Annotated in this window: 19 protein-coding genes; 8 read left to right on the top strand and 11 right to left on the bottom strand. The window is 36.9% G+C overall.

The genetic code is table 11. The features are described 5' to 3' along the window. The first annotated feature begins 29 nt into the window (after positions 1–29). Positions 30–1,082, top strand: coding sequence for a cobalamin biosynthesis protein CobW (gene cobW, locus H6G25_RS12545; protein ID WP_190371153.1), 1,053 nt, complete (start codon positions 30–32; stop codon positions 1,080–1,082). 9 nt (positions 1,083–1,091) lie between these two features. Continuing rightward, positions 1,092–1,553: an ABA4-like family protein gene (locus tag H6G25_RS12540; RefSeq protein ID WP_137906713.1), complete on the top strand. Its 462-nt coding sequence runs from the start codon at positions 1,092–1,094 to the stop codon at positions 1,551–1,553. Between the two features lie 269 nt (positions 1,554–1,822). Here H6G25_RS12540 and H6G25_RS12535 read toward each other — a convergent pair whose 3' ends face one another. The 4 genes from H6G25_RS12535 to H6G25_RS12520 all read right to left on the bottom strand — a co-directional run bounded on the left by H6G25_RS12535 (position 1,823) and on the right by H6G25_RS12520 (position 3,192). Then, positions 1,823–2,041, bottom strand: coding sequence for an acetyltransferase (locus H6G25_RS12535; RefSeq protein ID WP_190392766.1), 219 nt, complete (start codon positions 2,039–2,041; stop codon positions 1,823–1,825). 63 nt (positions 2,042–2,104) lie between these two features. Then, a complete protein-coding gene (locus tag H6G25_RS12530) occupies positions 2,105–2,413 on the bottom strand; it encodes a DUF3181 family protein (RefSeq protein WP_028088851.1) in 309 nt (102 codons plus the stop codon). A gap of 118 nt (positions 2,414–2,531) precedes the next feature. Continuing rightward, positions 2,532–2,789 carry a hypothetical protein gene (locus H6G25_RS12525; protein ID WP_028083324.1) on the bottom strand — a complete coding sequence of 86 codons (258 nt, stop codon included), beginning with the start codon at positions 2,787–2,789 and terminating at the stop codon, positions 2,532–2,534. A 139-nt stretch (positions 2,790–2,928) separates the two neighbouring features. Further along, complete coding sequence (locus H6G25_RS12520) at positions 2,929–3,192, bottom strand: hypothetical protein (RefSeq protein ID WP_190392765.1); 264 nt, start codon at positions 3,190–3,192, stop codon at positions 2,929–2,931. A gap of 678 nt (positions 3,193–3,870) precedes the next feature. On the opposite strand from H6G25_RS12520, the gene H6G25_RS12515 reads away from it, so the two are divergent. Together H6G25_RS12515 and H6G25_RS12510 are read left to right on the top strand one after the other, a co-directional pair. After that, positions 3,871–4,287 carry a DNA polymerase gene (locus H6G25_RS12515; protein ID WP_028088849.1) on the top strand — a complete coding sequence of 139 codons (417 nt, stop codon included), beginning with the start codon at positions 3,871–3,873 and terminating at the stop codon, positions 4,285–4,287. A 169-nt stretch (positions 4,288–4,456) separates the two neighbouring features. After that, the gene (locus H6G25_RS12510) at positions 4,457–5,851 is read left to right on the top strand and encodes a TldD/PmbA family protein (RefSeq protein WP_190392764.1); all 1,395 of its coding nucleotides are present in this window, start codon (positions 4,457–4,459) and stop codon (positions 5,849–5,851) included. A gap of 220 nt (positions 5,852–6,071) precedes the next feature. Here H6G25_RS12510 and coaE read toward each other — a convergent pair whose 3' ends face one another. The 3 genes from coaE to cobA form a co-directional block, all read right to left on the bottom strand. Next, entirely contained in the window at positions 6,072–6,662 is a 591-nt protein-coding gene (coaE, locus tag H6G25_RS12505; RefSeq protein ID WP_190392763.1) for a dephospho-CoA kinase, read from the bottom strand. Positions 6,663–6,709: 47 nt separating this feature from the next. Further along, positions 6,710–7,507 carry a uroporphyrinogen-III synthase gene (locus H6G25_RS21650; RefSeq protein WP_190392762.1) on the bottom strand — a complete coding sequence of 266 codons (798 nt, stop codon included), beginning with the start codon at positions 7,505–7,507 and terminating at the stop codon, positions 6,710–6,712. 87 nt (positions 7,508–7,594) lie between these two features. After that, on the bottom strand, positions 7,595–8,314 hold the full coding sequence (gene cobA / locus H6G25_RS21645; RefSeq protein ID WP_190392761.1) for a uroporphyrinogen-III C-methyltransferase: 720 nt from the start codon (positions 8,312–8,314) through the stop codon (positions 7,595–7,597). Between the two features lie 225 nt (positions 8,315–8,539). Here cobA and H6G25_RS12490 point away from each other — a divergent pair, with 225 nt between their 5' ends. The 3 genes from H6G25_RS12490 (at position 8,540) to H6G25_RS21530 (ending at position 10,997) form a co-directional block, all read left to right on the top strand. Then, positions 8,540–8,875 carry a XisI protein gene (locus tag H6G25_RS12490; RefSeq protein ID WP_190392760.1) on the top strand — a complete coding sequence of 112 codons (336 nt, stop codon included), beginning with the start codon at positions 8,540–8,542 and terminating at the stop codon, positions 8,873–8,875. Between the two features lie 68 nt (positions 8,876–8,943). Then, a complete protein-coding gene (locus H6G25_RS12485) occupies positions 8,944–10,641 on the top strand; it encodes an SUMF1/EgtB/PvdO family nonheme iron enzyme (protein WP_190392759.1) in 1,698 nt (565 codons plus the stop codon). Between the two features lie 221 nt (positions 10,642–10,862). Then, entirely contained in the window at positions 10,863–10,997 is a 135-nt protein-coding gene (locus tag H6G25_RS21530; protein ID WP_255501492.1) for a hypothetical protein, read from the top strand. A 41-nt stretch (positions 10,998–11,038) separates the two neighbouring features. Here H6G25_RS21530 and H6G25_RS12480 read toward each other — a convergent pair whose 3' ends face one another. The 4 genes from H6G25_RS12480 to H6G25_RS12465 all read right to left on the bottom strand — a co-directional run bounded on the left by H6G25_RS12480 (position 11,039) and on the right by H6G25_RS12465 (position 14,194). Then, positions 11,039–11,671: a type I restriction enzyme HsdR N-terminal domain-containing protein gene (locus H6G25_RS12480; RefSeq protein ID WP_190392758.1), complete on the bottom strand. Its 633-nt coding sequence runs from the start codon at positions 11,669–11,671 to the stop codon at positions 11,039–11,041. Between the two features lie 201 nt (positions 11,672–11,872). After that, the gene (locus H6G25_RS12475) at positions 11,873–12,352 is read right to left on the bottom strand and encodes a tetratricopeptide repeat protein (protein ID WP_190392757.1); all 480 of its coding nucleotides are present in this window, start codon (positions 12,350–12,352) and stop codon (positions 11,873–11,875) included. Between the two features lie 16 nt (positions 12,353–12,368). Further along, on the bottom strand, positions 12,369–13,310 hold the full coding sequence (locus H6G25_RS12470; RefSeq protein WP_190392756.1) for a homogentisate phytyltransferase: 942 nt from the start codon (positions 13,308–13,310) through the stop codon (positions 12,369–12,371). Positions 13,311–13,351: 41 nt separating this feature from the next. Then, positions 13,352–14,194, bottom strand: a complete 843-nt coding sequence (locus H6G25_RS12465) for a methyltransferase domain-containing protein (protein WP_190392755.1) — start codon at positions 14,192–14,194, stop codon at positions 13,352–13,354. Between the two features lie 175 nt (positions 14,195–14,369). Between H6G25_RS12465 and H6G25_RS12460 the strand changes: the two genes are divergently transcribed. Continuing rightward, the gene (locus H6G25_RS12460) at positions 14,370–15,725 is read left to right on the top strand and encodes a TrkH family potassium uptake protein (protein ID WP_190392754.1); all 1,356 of its coding nucleotides are present in this window, start codon (positions 14,370–14,372) and stop codon (positions 15,723–15,725) included. Positions 15,726–15,732 lie beyond the last annotated feature (7 nt).

Here is a 15,732-nt window from a genome sequence, read left to right as displayed (position 1 = left end):
AAAATTGATTTCAAAACTACACACAAAACATGGCTACAAAGATCCCCGTTACCGTTATCACTGGCTTCTTAGGAAGCGGTAAAACCAGCATTATCCGTCACTTACTCCAAAACAACCAAGGACGACGCATAGCAGTATTAGTCAACGAATTTGGTGAACTGGGAATAGATGGAGAATTATTAAAATCCTGTCAAATTTGCCCAGAAGATGAAGTACAAGAAACTCCAGAAAATACTAACATATTTGAACTGACAAACGGCTGTTTATGTTGCACCGTGCAAGAGGAATTTTATCCCACCATGCGGGAATTAATTAAACGCCGCGATAGTATTGATTATATTATCATTGAAACCTCTGGGTTGGCTTTACCGAAACCTTTAATTAAAGCCTTTCGTTGGCAAGAAATTCGCAATGCTGCTACAGTAGATGCAGTAATTACAGTAGTAGATTGTGCTGCGGTTGCTGCGGGAACTTTTGCTAGTGATTTAGATGCTATAGCCGCCCAAAGGCAAGAAGATGATAGTCTAGAACATGAAACACCATTACAAGAATTGTTTGAAGATCAACTTGCTTGTGCTGATTTAGTGATTTTGAATAAAACTGATTTAGTTGATAGTGAAACTCAAGGACAAGTTTTAGAATTAGTCAAAAAAGAATTACCGAGAGTTGTGAAAATTGTCGCTAGTGATTATGGTAAATTAGACCCATCTATCTTATTAGGATTTGCAGCCGCAGTTGAAGATAATTTAGATAATCGTCCTAGTCACCATGACACGGAAGAAGACCATGATCATGATGATGAAATTAACTCAACTCACGTGATTTTAAACCGGACTTTTGACCCGGAAAAGCTACAAGCAAGATTAGAAAAACTAGCACAGGAACAAGAAATTTACCGTATTAAAGGATTTGTAGCTGTTGCTAATAAACCCATGCGGTTAGTTATGCAAGGTGTAGGGAATAGATTTGATAAATTTTATGATCGTCCTTGGAAACTAGAAGAAGCAAAACAAACCAGTTTAGTTTTTATCGGTCGTAATTTACAATCTTCAGCAATAGAATCTCAATTAGTAACTTTGTAATTTTGTAATATGAATACCACAGATTTGTTTAATGTTGCGAATGTTTTTGTTTTGCCTTTTTGGGCTTTGATGATTCTTTTACCTAACTGGAATGTCACCCGCAAGGTCATGGAATCTTATCTACCTTTTGTGGTTTTAGCTGCTGGGTATTTGTATTTATTTGTCACTAGCATTACCCCAGAAAATGCTGCTGCTTTATCAAATCCTCAATTAGCAGATATAGCCAAGTTTTTTAGTAATGAAACTGCTGCTGCTACAGGTTGGATTCATTTTTTAGTCATGGATCTATTTGTGGGAAGATGGATTTATTGGCAAGGACAAAAAACCGGCATTTGGACAATTCACTCAATAGCTTTGTGTTTATTTGCAGGTCCTTTAGGTGTACTTTCTCATATTTTCACCTATTGGATTTCTAAAGCCTTTTCTCAAGGTGCTGAGGGTGTAACAGAAGAAGAAAAAGTAGGGGTTTAGTTAAGTTGACTACTGGACAATGAATTTATTTAGATCCGCGACTGCTTAGAGAAGTCGGGGATCTATTTTTGTTTTTAACTCACAGCATATTCTGTATAAGGACGAATTTCTAAGGGATGAAAACCTAAAACAATCAGTTAATACTTCCTGGATAATTTGTTGATATTCATTTAGTCTATCCATTAGACATCTCCGGTAAAGATTGTAGAGACGTTCCATGGAACGTCTCTACACCTAAATTCATACCTGGTTTCAGCAACGCCTTAAAATCAAGTTAAGCAAGCCTCTCTATAATGGGCATCTAACCAACAACGTGGTAATTTTTCCCCAGAGGGAAATATTAATTCTTCCTTTTTATAAATATCTGTTTCCTGTTCTTCTTGTCCTTCTTGATCTTGGGCATGGACGATTTTAATAGTGGGGTCAAATAGTTCTTGAATATCTACTATTTTCACCAAATCGCGGCTATCTTTGATTTGTAAAAACATTTTGATCAACCTCCATTATTCAAATGTGTAAATCTGCCAATGGGAATGGTAAGAAAGTAAAGATTATATTTCCCGTTGATATTTTTCTAAGATATCCACTAAGGTAACTTGAGATTGTAATGGTAATAAATCAACTAAAGGTAGTTCCCTTCTCCCACCACCAATTTTTACAGGAATAGATTCTAAAACTTCAATTACTCTATCTTCAGTAACTTCATTAGAAGTAATTAAAGGATACAACTTTTCAGCCACAATAGTATGCAATTTGGCATCGGATAAATAAAGATGCCATTTAGCAATATCTATATAAACACTTTCACCAATTTCTGCGGCTAGGGTTTCTAGTAATTCTGTGGTATTGATTTGAGCCATAAATACAATCTCATTGTTAGTAACATTGGGATATCTTAGCTTATTTCACATTATTACTCAAGTAGCTAGACTTGAGCTACTACCACAGGTGAGAATACCCTAGCTTAATTTTCATTCTTTAGGTAGATTTTGGTGGAGTTTGGTCGTAATTAGCGATCGCACCAATGTAAATTAGATGCAGTAGTAATACGCCTATCCAACCAATTGTTAACCCTGGTAGCCATTCCCAGGGAGTATTTTTCAAAATGTGGAAAAACCACAATCCCGAAGTCACAGTTGCACAAATACCGACATGAACAGCGAAATTCATGCGATCATCTAGTTTACGAAACTCTGGATCTTTGCGGTCTGGTTTGCGAGGCCAACGAGGGGGCATAAATATAAATGTTCTCTAAATGTTCTTGACAGCAGTTAACACACCTTATCCATTGTAAGGTCTTAGGGGTTTAACTGATGAATTTATTTCCCTCCAGGAGGCAAAGGCGCGAAAAATCTAGAGATGATAGTATGATCGGTTATGAAGCTTGCACTGTTGACTCTGTATAAAAACTTTCGCCAAATTCGCTGCCTCTAGCGCTAGGTACTAATGTCCAACCTGCTTTTAAGAGTTTTTGATAAGTGGCCCAACCCTTAGAACCGCGAGGAACGCGATGATCTGGAACTGAAAATTGCGGAAAAGCTGTATAAGGCCGCCAAGGTTGTCCAGATGCAGTTTGCAAGTACAAAATCTTTTCATCATCACCGTTAGACTTAGATAACCAGCACATTTGTCGAACCATGGTTAACTCCTTGATTGTTTAGCTGAAATATCACCAGGAGGTTAACTGCGGATATTCAATAATTTGGGAAATTACAGGGGTTTCCGCTCTTATGAGGTACTTCATTTGCCCCCTCCTCGCACCCCTCTCAATCCCCCCGCAGCGGGGGGAAGAAAAGGATAAACTTTTGATATTGGAGGGGGTTGGGGGTGGGGTTCTTGTACCTCATAACATCGGGAAGTGCTGTATCACAAAAGTGTTTTTGATTCCCCATCTAAATCCTCAGTTATACCAAATTATGATTAAGTGTTATTGAGCCTTGTGTTTAAGGCAGTAAAGATTATTTTGTCAAGTAAATTATTTAAGAAGGTAAACTCCTGTTAGCTGGTATTTATTAAAGGGGAAAGATGAACAAGAACAATGGTTTTTTGATTATTGATGTTTCCTGTTAATCAAATATTTTGAGCAAATATTTTTATCATGTTAGCCACGCTTGTTATAATTGTGTGTATCTATAGTTACGATTTGGTAAAAATGAGCAAAAATTTATTGACAACGCAATTCACGGGTTAAGTGACAAGCTAGAATGCTTATTCTACAGGCATTTAAAGGATTTGAGCTTTTTGAACATGATCGAGCTTCACCATTATGATTTAAGATAGGTATATATTTTTTTATTGACATAGATAAGCGTAGATGATGACTAAACCAATTGTTTGGGTAAATGGAGACTGTCTGAGTCCCTACAACCCCGCACTTCAAGAATATCCCCAAGCCCCAGCCCTTTGGGTTTGGGATGATGCTTTAATTGCTAAATGGCATATTGGATTAAAACGCCTCACGTTTATTTACGAATGTTTGCTAGAATTACCTGTAGAAATTCGCAGGGGGAATGTAGCAGCAGAAGTTTTAGCGTTTGCTCAAGAACATAATACTAATCATGTGGTGACTACAGATAGCCCCAGTCCCCTGTTTAGTGATATTTGTGATCAAATTGAAAAGTCTGCAAAATTGGAAGTTTTTGCTGTAGAACCGTTTTTTGAATATGATGGATATATTGATTTAAAGCGGTTTTCTCGGTATTGGAAAGTAGCAGAAAAATATGTTTTTGAGTAAAAATAAATGTAGTTTAAGTAGGTGAACGGAAAAAAACGACATAAGTAACGAAAAGTAAAGTTGCCCAAAACCGTTCGGCTGACGCTCACTGCGAAGCCTGTTCCCTGTTCCCTGTTCCCTTGTCATAACGACAATTTTTAACGCCAACCTACTGATAGTGAATTTTGCAATGACAACTAAACTTACTGATGTTCAAAATCTCCTCTCAGATTTAATTTCCCGTTACTCTTCCCGTGTGGATTATTTAATGATTCGCTTAGAAGAAGCCGAGGGAACAGATATTGTCTTACGTGGTGAGCAAGTGGAAACTCTCAGTGAGGGTATTTCTATTGGTGGCCAGATTCGTACTTGTTATAAAGGTGGCTGGGGATTAAGTAGTTTTAATAAATTAGCAACCATTGAAGAGCGCATACAAGAAGCCATCGCCGCAGCCCGGATAATTGGTGATGAAGAAACTATACTCGCACCTATTGATCCTGTCCAAGCAGTATGTCAATTACCGATCTTGGGTACTGATCCCCGTCAAGTTTCGCTGAAGCAGAAAAAACAATTATGCGATCGCTATACGGAACTAATGAAAACATTAGACAGCCGTATTACTACTACCTCCGTCCGTTATAGTGACAGCAGCCAGAGAGTGATTATTATCACATCAGAAGGGACTTTCATTGACCAATCTTGGGTAGATATGGAAATGCGCTTTGCAGCCACAGCCAGGAATGGAGACACAGTACAAACCGGCAGAGAAACCACTGGTTCTCGCAAAGCCTACGAAGACCTAACTAATTTAGACAAACAAGTTAAAGGTGCGGCAGAAAGAGCCGTTACGTCTTTATCATTACCTTCAATCAAAGGCAACACTTACACCGTAGTTATTGATCCCATTCTCACTGGTTTATTTGTTCATGAAGCTTTCGGACATCTTTCCGAAGCGGACATGGCCTATGAAAACCCGGATATTCTCGAAGTTATGACTTTAGGAAGACGTTTTGGACCAGAAGAACTGCAAATATTTGATGGTGCTGTACCCCAAGGACATCGCGGTAGTTATTTTTACGACGATGAAGGTACACCCGCAACGACTACCCAGTTAATTCAGGATGGTGTATTAGTTGGTAGATTGCATTCCCGTGAAACTGCTGGTAAATTAGAGGAGAAACCCACGGGTAATGCTCGTTGTCTTAATTATCACTTTTCACCCATTGTCAGAATGACAAATACCTGGATTGAACGCGGGAAAACCCCAGTTCCCGACTTATTTACTGATATCAAAGAAGGAGTTTATGCCCAAAATTGGTTAGGTGGAATGACGAATGGGGAAATGTTCACTTTCACTGCTGGGGAAGCCTGGATGATTAGAAACGGGAAAATTGCTGAACCCGTAAAAGATGTTACCCTTTCCGGTAACGTCTTCCAAACCCTCGCAGATATAGAAGCCATTGGTGATGATTTTTACTGGGATGAATCCGGGGGTTGTGGTAAAGGTGGACAAAATGGTTTACCGGTGGGTTGCGGTGGTCCGAGTTTGCGAATTAAGGATGTTGTAGTGGGGGGAGAAAGTTAAATTTTGTTTCGCGCAATCTCTGAGGGTAGGGAACAGGGAACAGGGAACAGTTTTAACTGTCTGGATATCCTCAATTTTCCAAATCCGACAAAGAAAAATGCAATTCATTTTGAAACACCATTAGCCAAAACCTGGCACTTTTTGTGGTAAAAATCCACGATACCCTTTGTTAATAAATGGTTTTAGGTTTATATGGCTAACGCCACGCTATCAGCAAGCCCTAAATACCCTTTTTTATCACTCTATCTATTTGTTGTAAAAGCGATTCTAAATTAGAGGAATTATCTAAATTTACATCAGCACGGGCGATTTTTTCAGCAATAGGTAATTGACTATTAATTCTTGCTGCTGCTTGTTCTGCTGTTAAATTATTTCTTGCCATTAATCTTTCTAGTTGTTGTTGTTCCGAACAAGATACAACCCAAATTTGATTAACTAGACCTTCTAAATTCGCTTCAAATAATAGAGGAATTACTAAAATTAAAGTATTTGCAGATGATTCCTGAATAGCCTTATCAAAGCAACTTCTAACATAAGGATGAATTAAACTTTCTACCCAATGACGTTCCTCTGGAACATTAAAGATAACTTCTCCTAATTTTCCTCGATTTAAACTACCATCATTAAATATGATATCTTCACCATATTTTCCTACAATTTTTGATAGAATAGGAGAACCAAAAGACACAGCATTTCTCGCATAAATATCTGCATCTAAAATCGGTAAATTGTAACCTGTAGCCAAATAATTAGCAACTGTACTTTTACCCGTCGCAATACCACCAGTTAAACCAATTAAATTTTTATTCATTAGTGATTAAATAAATCTCTCTGTGATCTCTGTGCCTCTGTGGTTCGTTATTCTTTGATTACATATTTAATAATAGCATTTGTTAAACCTTCTAAAGTATATTCTTCCGCTTCAATATCCACTCTTCCCAAGATAGAACGACAAGTTTTTGAAGTTTGGGGACCAATGGAAGCTATAGAAACCCTGGCCAAAATTTCCGGGTTGTAGGTAAAAATAGGTGCTGTTAATTGGCAGAAAAACAGAACAGTTTTAGAACTCGCAAAAGTAATGATATCTATGGTATTATTAACCAGCGCATATTCAGCCGCAGTTGGGATATTTTGAGGACAGCAAGATTCATAAGCGGGAACTTCAATTACTTCCGCACCTTTTGCGGTTAATTCTTTAACCAACACCTCTCTTCCACCACTTTCAACTCTAGGAAATAATATCCTTTTACCTGTTAGCAATTCAGGAAAGTTTTCCACTAAAGAATCAGCAACAAAGTTAGGAGGAATAAAATCCGCTTGTATATTTTCTTTTTGCAAACTTTGGGCTGTTTTTTCACCGACAACAGCAATTTTTACCCCAGATAAAGCATCTTGATTTTGACCAGATTTTGCTAATCTTTGAAAAAAGTATTCTACCCCATTACTAGAAGTGAGAATTAGCCATTGGAAAGTTGATAAATGTAAAATTGCCTGATCTAAAGCTGCCCAACTAGTAGGAGGTCCAATTTCCAAAGTTGGCATTTCTATTACTTTAGCACCTGCGGAGGTTAAGCGATCGCTAAATTGATTTGATTGACCGACGGAACGGGTAACTAAGATGGTTTTACCAGCAAGGGGGGAAAGATTGTAATTCACGGTTGTTGCATTAATAATTTTTGGTTTCGCGCAAAGACGCAAAGGAGTAAAGACGCAAAGAGGAGATTTTTTTAGATTATAGTTAGATTACAAGTAATCGCGTAATCGGACAACTTCACCAATAACTATAACTGCGGGAGAGAGAGATAAACCAGCGGTTTGCTGGAGGATATTTTCCAGTTCTCCCGTCCAGATTTGTTGGTTTGGTGTCCCAGCCCAACGGATAATAGCAATGGGTGTAGAATAGGATTTTCCATATTTTATCATTTGATGGATTATTTCTGGTAAATTTTTTCCTCCCATCAAAATTACTAAGGTTTCCAAGCTTGCTAATGCTTCCCAGTTTAAAGTATCTGGTTCATGGGCTGTACAGACTGCAAAACAACGACTAAGAACGTTATCTGTGAGGGGAATTCCCGCTAATAATGGCGCTGCTAATGCCGAAGAGATTCCGGGAATGAGTTCAAAATCACAACCGGCTGTTTTTAAAGCTGTAATTTCTAAAAGACAGCGACCAAATATAAAAGGATCTCCTGATTTTAGTCTAATAACTTGTTTACCTTCTAAACAATATTTTACCAGTAAATCGTTAATTTCAGTTTGGGAAGTGCTAGGTTGACCACCGCGTTTACCAACATCTATTTTTAGACAATTACCAGGGACACAATCTAATAATTGACTATCAACTAAAGCATCATAGACTAATACTTGAGCAGTTTGTAAAAGACGATAGGCTTTAACTGTTAAATAGGACACATCTCCAGGTCCAGCACCAACAAGATAGACTTTACCCATTTTTATAATCATGTTTAGTAATTACTCCTAAGTAGGTTGGCGTTAAAAATTAAGGGAACAGGGAACAGGGAACAGGGAACAGAGAAGAGGTTTTGGCAACTTTACTTTTCGTTACTTATGTCGGTTTTTTCCGTTCATCTACTTAAATAAAGGTTATTTTATTATAATTCAGATAGCTATGATTGATTATCATTTAAAAATTATTGTTTATAATATTGACAAGGAGGTAATATCTCAATGGATAAATTAGAAAAGTATGGGCATTATATTGAAAGTATTATCAAAGAATATAGTCAATATAAACCATCCTATGGAGATGTAGAATTACAGGTAATTATTGATAAAGAACATAATCATTATCAATTAATGACTGTGGGATGGAATGGAGAAAAACGCATTCATGGAATCATGCTACATATTGATATTAAAGATGGTAAAATTTGGATACAACACAATGGAACTGAAAGAAGAATTGCTCAAGATTTATTAGAATTAGGAGTACCAAAACAAGATATTGTTTTAGCATTTCATTCACCAACCAGAAGAAAATATAGTGATTTTGCGGTGAATTAATTAGGTTTGGGGTAAAAATGGAAAATATTGTATAATTATACTGAAACGATTAGCCCTAACGAGTATCTATGAGTCAATGTCTTAACCCCGACTGTCTACAGCAAAATCCACCGGACACGATATTTTGTCAACATTGTGGAAGTAAATTAATATTGCAAGAACGGTATCGTAGTGTGCGGGTAATTGGTGAAGGTGGCTTTGGGAGAACCTTTTTAGCAGTAGACAAACAAAGATTAGATACTCCCTGTGTAATTAAGCAATTTTTACCCCAACAGTCGGGAAGTGCGGCTTTAGAAAAAGCGACGGAGTTATTTAAACAAGAAGCTTTTCGACTGCGAGATTTAGGGAAACATTCACATATTCCTGATTTACTGGCTTTCTTTCCCCAAGAAGGAAGATTATATTTAATTCAGGAATTTATCGAAGGTAAAAATCTGTTAGATGAATTACAACAAAAAGGAAAATTCAGCGAGTCGGAAGTTAAACAGATATTAGTTGAATTATTACCTATTTTACAATTTGTCCATGATAATAAAGTCATTCATAGAGATATTAAACCAGAAAATATTATTAAAAGTTCTCAAACTGGTGCTTTATTCCTAATTGATTTTGGAGTTTCTAAGGAAGTTGGGGGAAGTGTTCTGAGTAGAGTGGGGACGATTACGGGAACGCCGGGATATGCACCACCGGAACAAATGCGCGGGATGGTTTTTCCGAATAGTGATCTTTATAGTTTAGCTGTAACTTGTATTCGTTTATTAACGGGACATTTTCAAAAAGATGATGGTGATGATTTAATATTTGATTCCATGAGAATGCAGTGGACATGGAAACAATATGTTTCTGTCAGTCAGGACTTGGAAATAGTTTTAGATAAAATGTTGCAGGATTTACCGATTAATCGTTTTCAGTCAGCATACGAGGTTTTATCATCATTAGAAAAACAGATAGTTTCAACATCAGCACAAATACAAAATTCTTCTATTTCTTTGCAGGGGTTTATCCCCAATACTATTTCTTCAAGATTTAACCCAGCAATTTCTTCTACACAAAACGAAAATCTAGGAAAAGGAGTAGTTTTAGAAATGGTAGCAATACCTGGGGGAAAATTCCTCATGGGTTCACCAGAAGGACAAGGAGATGATTCTGAAAAACCTCAACATCAAGTTACAGTTCCACCTTTTTTTATGGGTAAATATCCTGTTACTCAAGCCCAATGGGAAAGGGTAGCAGATTTACCCAAGGTGAAGATTGATTTAAGGTCTAAACCCTCACACTTCCAAGGTGCAAATCTTCCAGTTGAAAATGTATCATGGCATGACGCACAGGAATTTTGTGCCAGACTAAGTAAAGCTACAGGTACATTATATCGCTTACCCAGTGAAGCAGAATGGGAGTATGCTTGTAGGGCTAATACCACAACTCCCTACTACTTCGGTGATACCATTACCACCGATTTAGTCAATCATGGTAATAAGTATGGACAAACCACAGAAGTAGGAAAATTCCCCCCTAATGCTTTTGGTTTGTATGATATGCACGGTAATGTATGGGAGTGGTGTGAAGATGGTTGGCATGAAAATTATATAAACGCGCCTATCTGGCCTAATGATAGTATTGCTTGGATTAGTAGCAATAACAAACAGATATTACGCGGGGGTTCCTGGATCGACCTTCGTGGACTTTGCCGTTCAGCTTGTCGCAACGGCAACAACGCATACTACAGATGCTATGACTACGGTTTTCGAGTTGCTTGTAGCTATTAGTTTGGGTTCACGCCAGGAAACCCAACATTTCCTATAATTACAGCAGTTCCCGGTATTCTGAAGTACAGATATTAATGATAAAACTCTTGTGGTGCGGGCATACTTCGACCAATCTCAGTACAAGTCTTGCCCGCACAAAGTGTACTTCACTCAAAGCTACTTGCTGTATTATATTTTGAGGTTATGTTATTTTAAATTTATATCCATAATTGAAAAAGACAATGCGTAAACAAACTATTCAATACACATCACCATTAGATGCTTTAGTTGCGGTTGCAAAACGGTTGAGTATCTATGAAAACCAACAAAAAATGGATTCTGAAGAATTTTTTTACCAATATAATCCCGGAAGATAGGATATAAAGATGCAATAAATATTCTTAACCATTAGCGATTCCTATGTCTCACTGAAGGCGATCGCCTCCGTTCCCAAACGTTTTAATACCTGTAACACACTATAAAGCTCATTATCAGGATTTACCAAAGAAAACAGCCGTGAATTAGCATATTTATGTTCCAATACCTTTAAAAATAAAAACTCATTACCATTGGTAATCATACCAAAGGTTGGTAGCACAGTTTCCTCATTACCCAACATATAAGCCAAAGCTTGAGGAATTGCGCGTGTCACCGCAAAATCACTCCGTTTTGATTCAATTACCAACAACCAAAACCGATTTTTTAACACCAAAACATCAATCCGCCCCCGAATAATCGTTCCTTCATCCTCCATTTCTAAGGCTACACCCGTTTCTGTTTCAATCCTAAACGGTTTATGATAAAAACCAGCTAAATCTAACAAGGGCGCAAGTACGACCATCTTCACTGTATTTTCTAGCATTGGGGGATCATCCATCAATTCTAAAAAATTAGCTTTCACCCGATCTAATAAATGTTGGTCTTCTTTGTTCAAAGCCTCAAGCCCATCTAACCACTCAGGAAAAAAAGTAGTATCTTCAACGATTTGAATGCCAAAATTTTGCTTTAATTCCCGTAGCGTCACATCCTTGGCCGCAATAGACTGAAGCATTTTGATATTTCTCCTGACGAAATTTCAAGCTCAAATCATAGTATAATAGGACTTACGCAAGATTCATGGAATAACGAACCACAGAGGCACAGAGGTCACGGAGAAATGAGGATTTGAGAGATATTTTGCGTAAGTCCTGTATAAATCAAATCAACTGTAATAATCCTAAAAATCATAGTATGGCTACGCCACGCTTTGCTATCAGATATTTTTAGCCATCATTTTATCTAACAAAACACTAACCTTTTTCGCTCTTTCTGGTTGACGTTGTTTTTGCAATAACTCTTTTGCTGTGACTAAATTAGCTTTTGCTTCTGCTTCCTGTTGTTCCTGCATGAGAATATTTGCTAAACGTAAATAAGCATCAGGATTTTTAGGACTGCTATCAATTACTTCACAAAATAACGCTTTGGCTGCGGCAATTTGTCCCTTTTGATTTAAAATATCTCCTAACAACAAACGTACCATGTCATTGGTAGAATTGATAGCAATAACTTTTCTCAAAGCTATTTCGGCATTTTCAAAATCTTTGGCTTGATAAAAATTGATACCTTGCTGAAATAAATTAGAGGTAATCAATGTTTTGATACTCAAATAACCAAGAATAGCCAGACCAACAATGACTACAAAAATTGCAAAAATATTAGATGAATTAGATGAAATAGAAAATGTTTCTAACATGATTTTAAGCTAAATTTTAAGCTAATAAACAAGAGACGGGAAAAAGTATATATTCAATGAAAAACAATTTCCAGATAAATTGATAGAAATTAGTAATGGCTTTTTTGTCTTGTAAATCAACTCCTGCACCTTTCCACCATAAGACAATTAAAGTTATTGTATGGGTAATTACAACAAAAATAGTATTAACTTCCGCAAGCTGAAATAATCCTACTAAAATCATGCCTCCATAACAGATAGTTAATACCCAAAGAGCCAGATTAAATACTTTTTGTTGTCCGAGTTGGAGGGTAAAAGTTGTGATATTATAAACCCTATCTCCTTCCATATCAGGAATATCTTTAAAAATTGCGATCGCAAATGTAAATACTAAGATAAAAATCGTTAAAGCCCAAACTGCACTAGGAATACCTTGGCTTCTTTGCAATACCCAGCTAAAATGCAAAAACAAACCTAAATTAACAATCGTTCCCCGCACGGAAAAAATACATAAAGCAGCCCAAAAAGGAAACTGTTTTAACCGAATTGGTGGTAAAGAATAAGCTGTACCAATTGCTAAACTTATTGTTACCATTCCCATTAAAAATGGTCCAGTTAGCCATGCCACAGCCAAAGCCAAAATACCAGTAATAATAACAATTAATTGTCCTTGTCCTTTCGTAAATTCTCCCGCAGCTAAAGGTAAATCAGGTTTATTGATTTTATCAATATCAATATCCTCCAATTGATTCAAACCAACAATATAAATATTACCACTTATACAAGCAATCCATGTTGCTAAAATTTGCCCAATATGCAAACTAGAAAAACTTGTAGAAGTAACACCCAGGGTAATTAAATATAAACCCAAAACACTCAAACTTGTTCCCATAATTGTATGAGGACGGGAAAATTTCCAAAAAGAATAAAACCAACTTTTTGGAGAAACAGCAGAACTTTGTTGATAAAATTGATTCATTTTTTGCTCTTTTTTATTTGCACCATCTTAAAGAATTGGACTTACTTTGTCCCGCGTAATAAACCAAAGCGAACTAACCCAGTTTCATAACCTCGACGCATTAACCCTAAAGATAATGCTCCTTGAATTGTACTCCAACCCGCCATTAATAAACCTATAAATGCTTGGGGTGTGAAGGCCGAATCAATTACTACATTCCAAAAAGGTGCAACTGCGGTTGACCAATCAGCAGTGCGAATATTAGTTAATGGTAATTGCCAAGCGATCGCCTCATACTCCGCTAAAGACATTACATAAGGTAAACAATAGACCCTATAAATGTCCTCTAGGTGCTTTTGTTCATCCGCTGTCAGTGCTGACTTATCCGTATTCCGATGACACCATGTCACCATAATCAAAGTCCCACCGGGTTTTAACACGCGATAGCACTCTTGCAAAAACTTAGTTTTATCTGGCATATGTTCACCGCTTTCCAGTGACCAGACCAAATCAAAAGAATCGTCATCAAAGGGCATTTCCTGGGCATTGGCCACCATGAATCTAGTCTTTTGACTCAAATTCATTGCCAAAGACCTTTCCATGGCTCTAGCGGCTTGTACAGGACTCAATGTAATTCCCGTGGCATTTGCCCCAAATTTATCTGCTAAGTATAAAGAACTACCACCAATTCCACAACCCACATCAAGGATATTTTTAGCACTGTGAACATCTGCCCATTTTAGCAGTTCTTCAATTAAATCAATTTGTGCTTGACGGCGTTCTTTCACCTGTTTACCATCTACACCATAATAACCGTGGTGCATATGTTCCCCCCAAATCTGCTCCCACAAGCCGGAGGAAGCGTCGTAAAATTCCTGAATTTGTTTGTAAAGTATTTGACTCATTATTTGATAAATAAAGATAACATAAGAAACTGAAAAGAAAAAACTTATTGATATGCTACCATCTATGTTTTTAATTAGATAGGCTATTATTTCGCTTGGGAATAACTGATCAATTCTACCTTGCGAATCTTAAAAATAACCTAAATACACAAATTTTCTTGATTTTTAATTATTTATGACCGTTGCTCGGACAATTTGTTTGGGGTTTATCGCTGTCATTCTCTTGGGAACAATTCTCTTAACCTTGCCTTTTTCTACTGGTAACGGGAATTGGAATGATCCCATTGTTGCATTATTTACTTCAACTTCCGCAGTTTGTGTGACAGGTTTAGCTGTGGTAGACACTGGGACTGATTTTTCCTTTTTAGGTCAATTGTTTATTGCTCTTTTAGCCCAAATTGGGGGTTTGGGTTATATGACAACTACCACATTTTTGATGTTATTAATAGGCAGAAAATTTGATTTGCGACAAAAAGTAGCAATTCAACAAGCTTTAGATCGTCCAGGTATGAGTGGAAGCGCTCAAATTATCCGTTCCATTATTGCAACTACCCTATTATTTGAAATCACGGGAGTATTGCTACTAATGATAGCTTTTGTCCCGGAAAAAGGTTGGCAAGAAGGAACTTGGTTAGCAATTTTTCATAGTGTTAGTGCTTGGAATAATGCTGGCTTTAGTTTATTTAAAGACAATTTAATCAGTTATCAATCTTCTCCTGTAGTGATTTTAACAATTGGCACATTAATTATTTTTGGAGGTATTGGTTATCAGGTAATTTTGGATATGTATTTGTGGTTAAGAGATAGCTTTACTTATCAAAGTAATCGTATTATCAGAAAAAATGGTCGTTTAATATTTTCCCTAGATTTTAAAGTGGCTACTAGCACAACCTTAATATTATTAGTGTTAGGAACAATTGCTCTTTTAATGATAGAAATTAGAAATGATAGCACCTTTGGAAAATTAGATTTAACCGGAAAAATATTAGTCGCTTGGTTTCAGTCAGTTACCACCAGAACCGCTGGTTTTAATAGTATTGATATTGGCAAAATGACTAATGCTGGATTGTTCATTATGATTGCGCTGATGTTTATTGGTGCAAGTCCTGGAGGTACAGGAGGAGGAATCAAAACCACAACTTTACGAGTGATTACCAGTTGTACAAAGGCAATTTTGCAAGGTAAAGAGGAGGTATTATTATATAATCGCAAAATTGCCATATCATTAATTTTAAAAGCCGTGGGTGTGGTGTTTGGTTCATTAGCAACTGTGATTGTTTCCACGGTTTTAATTAGTATTACTGACCCTGAATTTCCGTTTATTCAGATTCTTTTTGAAGTAGTATCGGCCTTTGGTACAGTGGGACTTTCTACAGGTATTACAGCTACTGTTTCTACCACAGCAAAATTAATTTTAATTCTCACCATGTACATTGGTCGAGTTGGTATTTTACTATTAATGTCATCCATACTAGGTGATCCTCGTCCTAGTAGAATTCATTATCCTGAAGAAAATCTCCTGGTTGGATAATTACCAA

This window comes from Dolichospermum sp. FACHB-1091, from assembly GCF_014697585.1.
Classification (GTDB): domain Bacteria; phylum Cyanobacteriota; class Cyanobacteriia; order Cyanobacteriales; family Nostocaceae; genus Dolichospermum.
The sequence above is the reverse complement of the archived record's forward strand: the minus strand, read 5'-3'. Positions and strand labels throughout refer to the sequence as shown.

What these genes read in the sequence shown, in the direction of transcription:
- H6G25_RS12540 (WP_137906713.1), top strand. Translation starts at nt 1,092, where the DNA reads ATGAATACCACAGATTTGTTTAATGTTGCGAATGTTTTTGTTTTGCCT.
- H6G25_RS12535 (WP_190392766.1), bottom strand. Translation starts at nt 2,041, where the DNA reads ATGTTTTTACAAATCAAAGATAGCCGCGATTTGGTGAAAATAGTAGAT.
- H6G25_RS12470 (WP_190392756.1), bottom strand. Translation starts at nt 13,310, where the DNA reads ATGAATCAATTTTATCAACAAAGTTCTGCTGTTTCTCCAAAAAGTTGG.
- H6G25_RS12485 (WP_190392759.1), top strand. Translation starts at nt 8,944, where the DNA reads ATGAGTCAATGTCTTAACCCCGACTGTCTACAGCAAAATCCACCGGAC.
- H6G25_RS12480 (WP_190392758.1), bottom strand. Translation starts at nt 11,671, where the DNA reads ATGCTTCAGTCTATTGCGGCCAAGGATGTGACGCTACGGGAATTAAAG.
- H6G25_RS12490 (WP_190392760.1), top strand. Translation starts at nt 8,540, where the DNA reads ATGGATAAATTAGAAAAGTATGGGCATTATATTGAAAGTATTATCAAA.
- coaE (WP_190392763.1), bottom strand. Translation starts at nt 6,662, where the DNA reads ATGAATAAAAATTTAATTGGTTTAACTGGTGGTATTGCGACGGGTAAA.
- H6G25_RS12460 (WP_190392754.1), top strand. Translation starts at nt 14,370, where the DNA reads ATGACCGTTGCTCGGACAATTTGTTTGGGGTTTATCGCTGTCATTCTC.
- H6G25_RS21530 (WP_255501492.1), top strand. Translation starts at nt 10,863, where the DNA reads ATGCGTAAACAAACTATTCAATACACATCACCATTAGATGCTTTAGTT.
- H6G25_RS12530 (WP_028088851.1), bottom strand. Translation starts at nt 2,413, where the DNA reads ATGGCTCAAATCAATACCACAGAATTACTAGAAACCCTAGCCGCAGAA.
- H6G25_RS12510 (WP_190392764.1), top strand. Translation starts at nt 4,457, where the DNA reads ATGACAACTAAACTTACTGATGTTCAAAATCTCCTCTCAGATTTAATT.
- H6G25_RS12520 (WP_190392765.1), bottom strand. Translation starts at nt 3,192, where the DNA reads ATGGTTCGACAAATGTGCTGGTTATCTAAGTCTAACGGTGATGATGAA.
- H6G25_RS12525 (WP_028083324.1), bottom strand. Translation starts at nt 2,789, where the DNA reads ATGCCCCCTCGTTGGCCTCGCAAACCAGACCGCAAAGATCCAGAGTTT.
- cobA (WP_190392761.1), bottom strand. Translation starts at nt 8,314, where the DNA reads ATGATTATAAAAATGGGTAAAGTCTATCTTGTTGGTGCTGGACCTGGA.
- H6G25_RS12515 (WP_028088849.1), top strand. Translation starts at nt 3,871, where the DNA reads ATGACTAAACCAATTGTTTGGGTAAATGGAGACTGTCTGAGTCCCTAC.
- H6G25_RS12465 (WP_190392755.1), bottom strand. Translation starts at nt 14,194, where the DNA reads ATGAGTCAAATACTTTACAAACAAATTCAGGAATTTTACGACGCTTCC.
- H6G25_RS12475 (WP_190392757.1), bottom strand. Translation starts at nt 12,352, where the DNA reads ATGTTAGAAACATTTTCTATTTCATCTAATTCATCTAATATTTTTGCA.
- cobW (WP_190371153.1), top strand. Translation starts at nt 30, where the DNA reads ATGGCTACAAAGATCCCCGTTACCGTTATCACTGGCTTCTTAGGAAGC.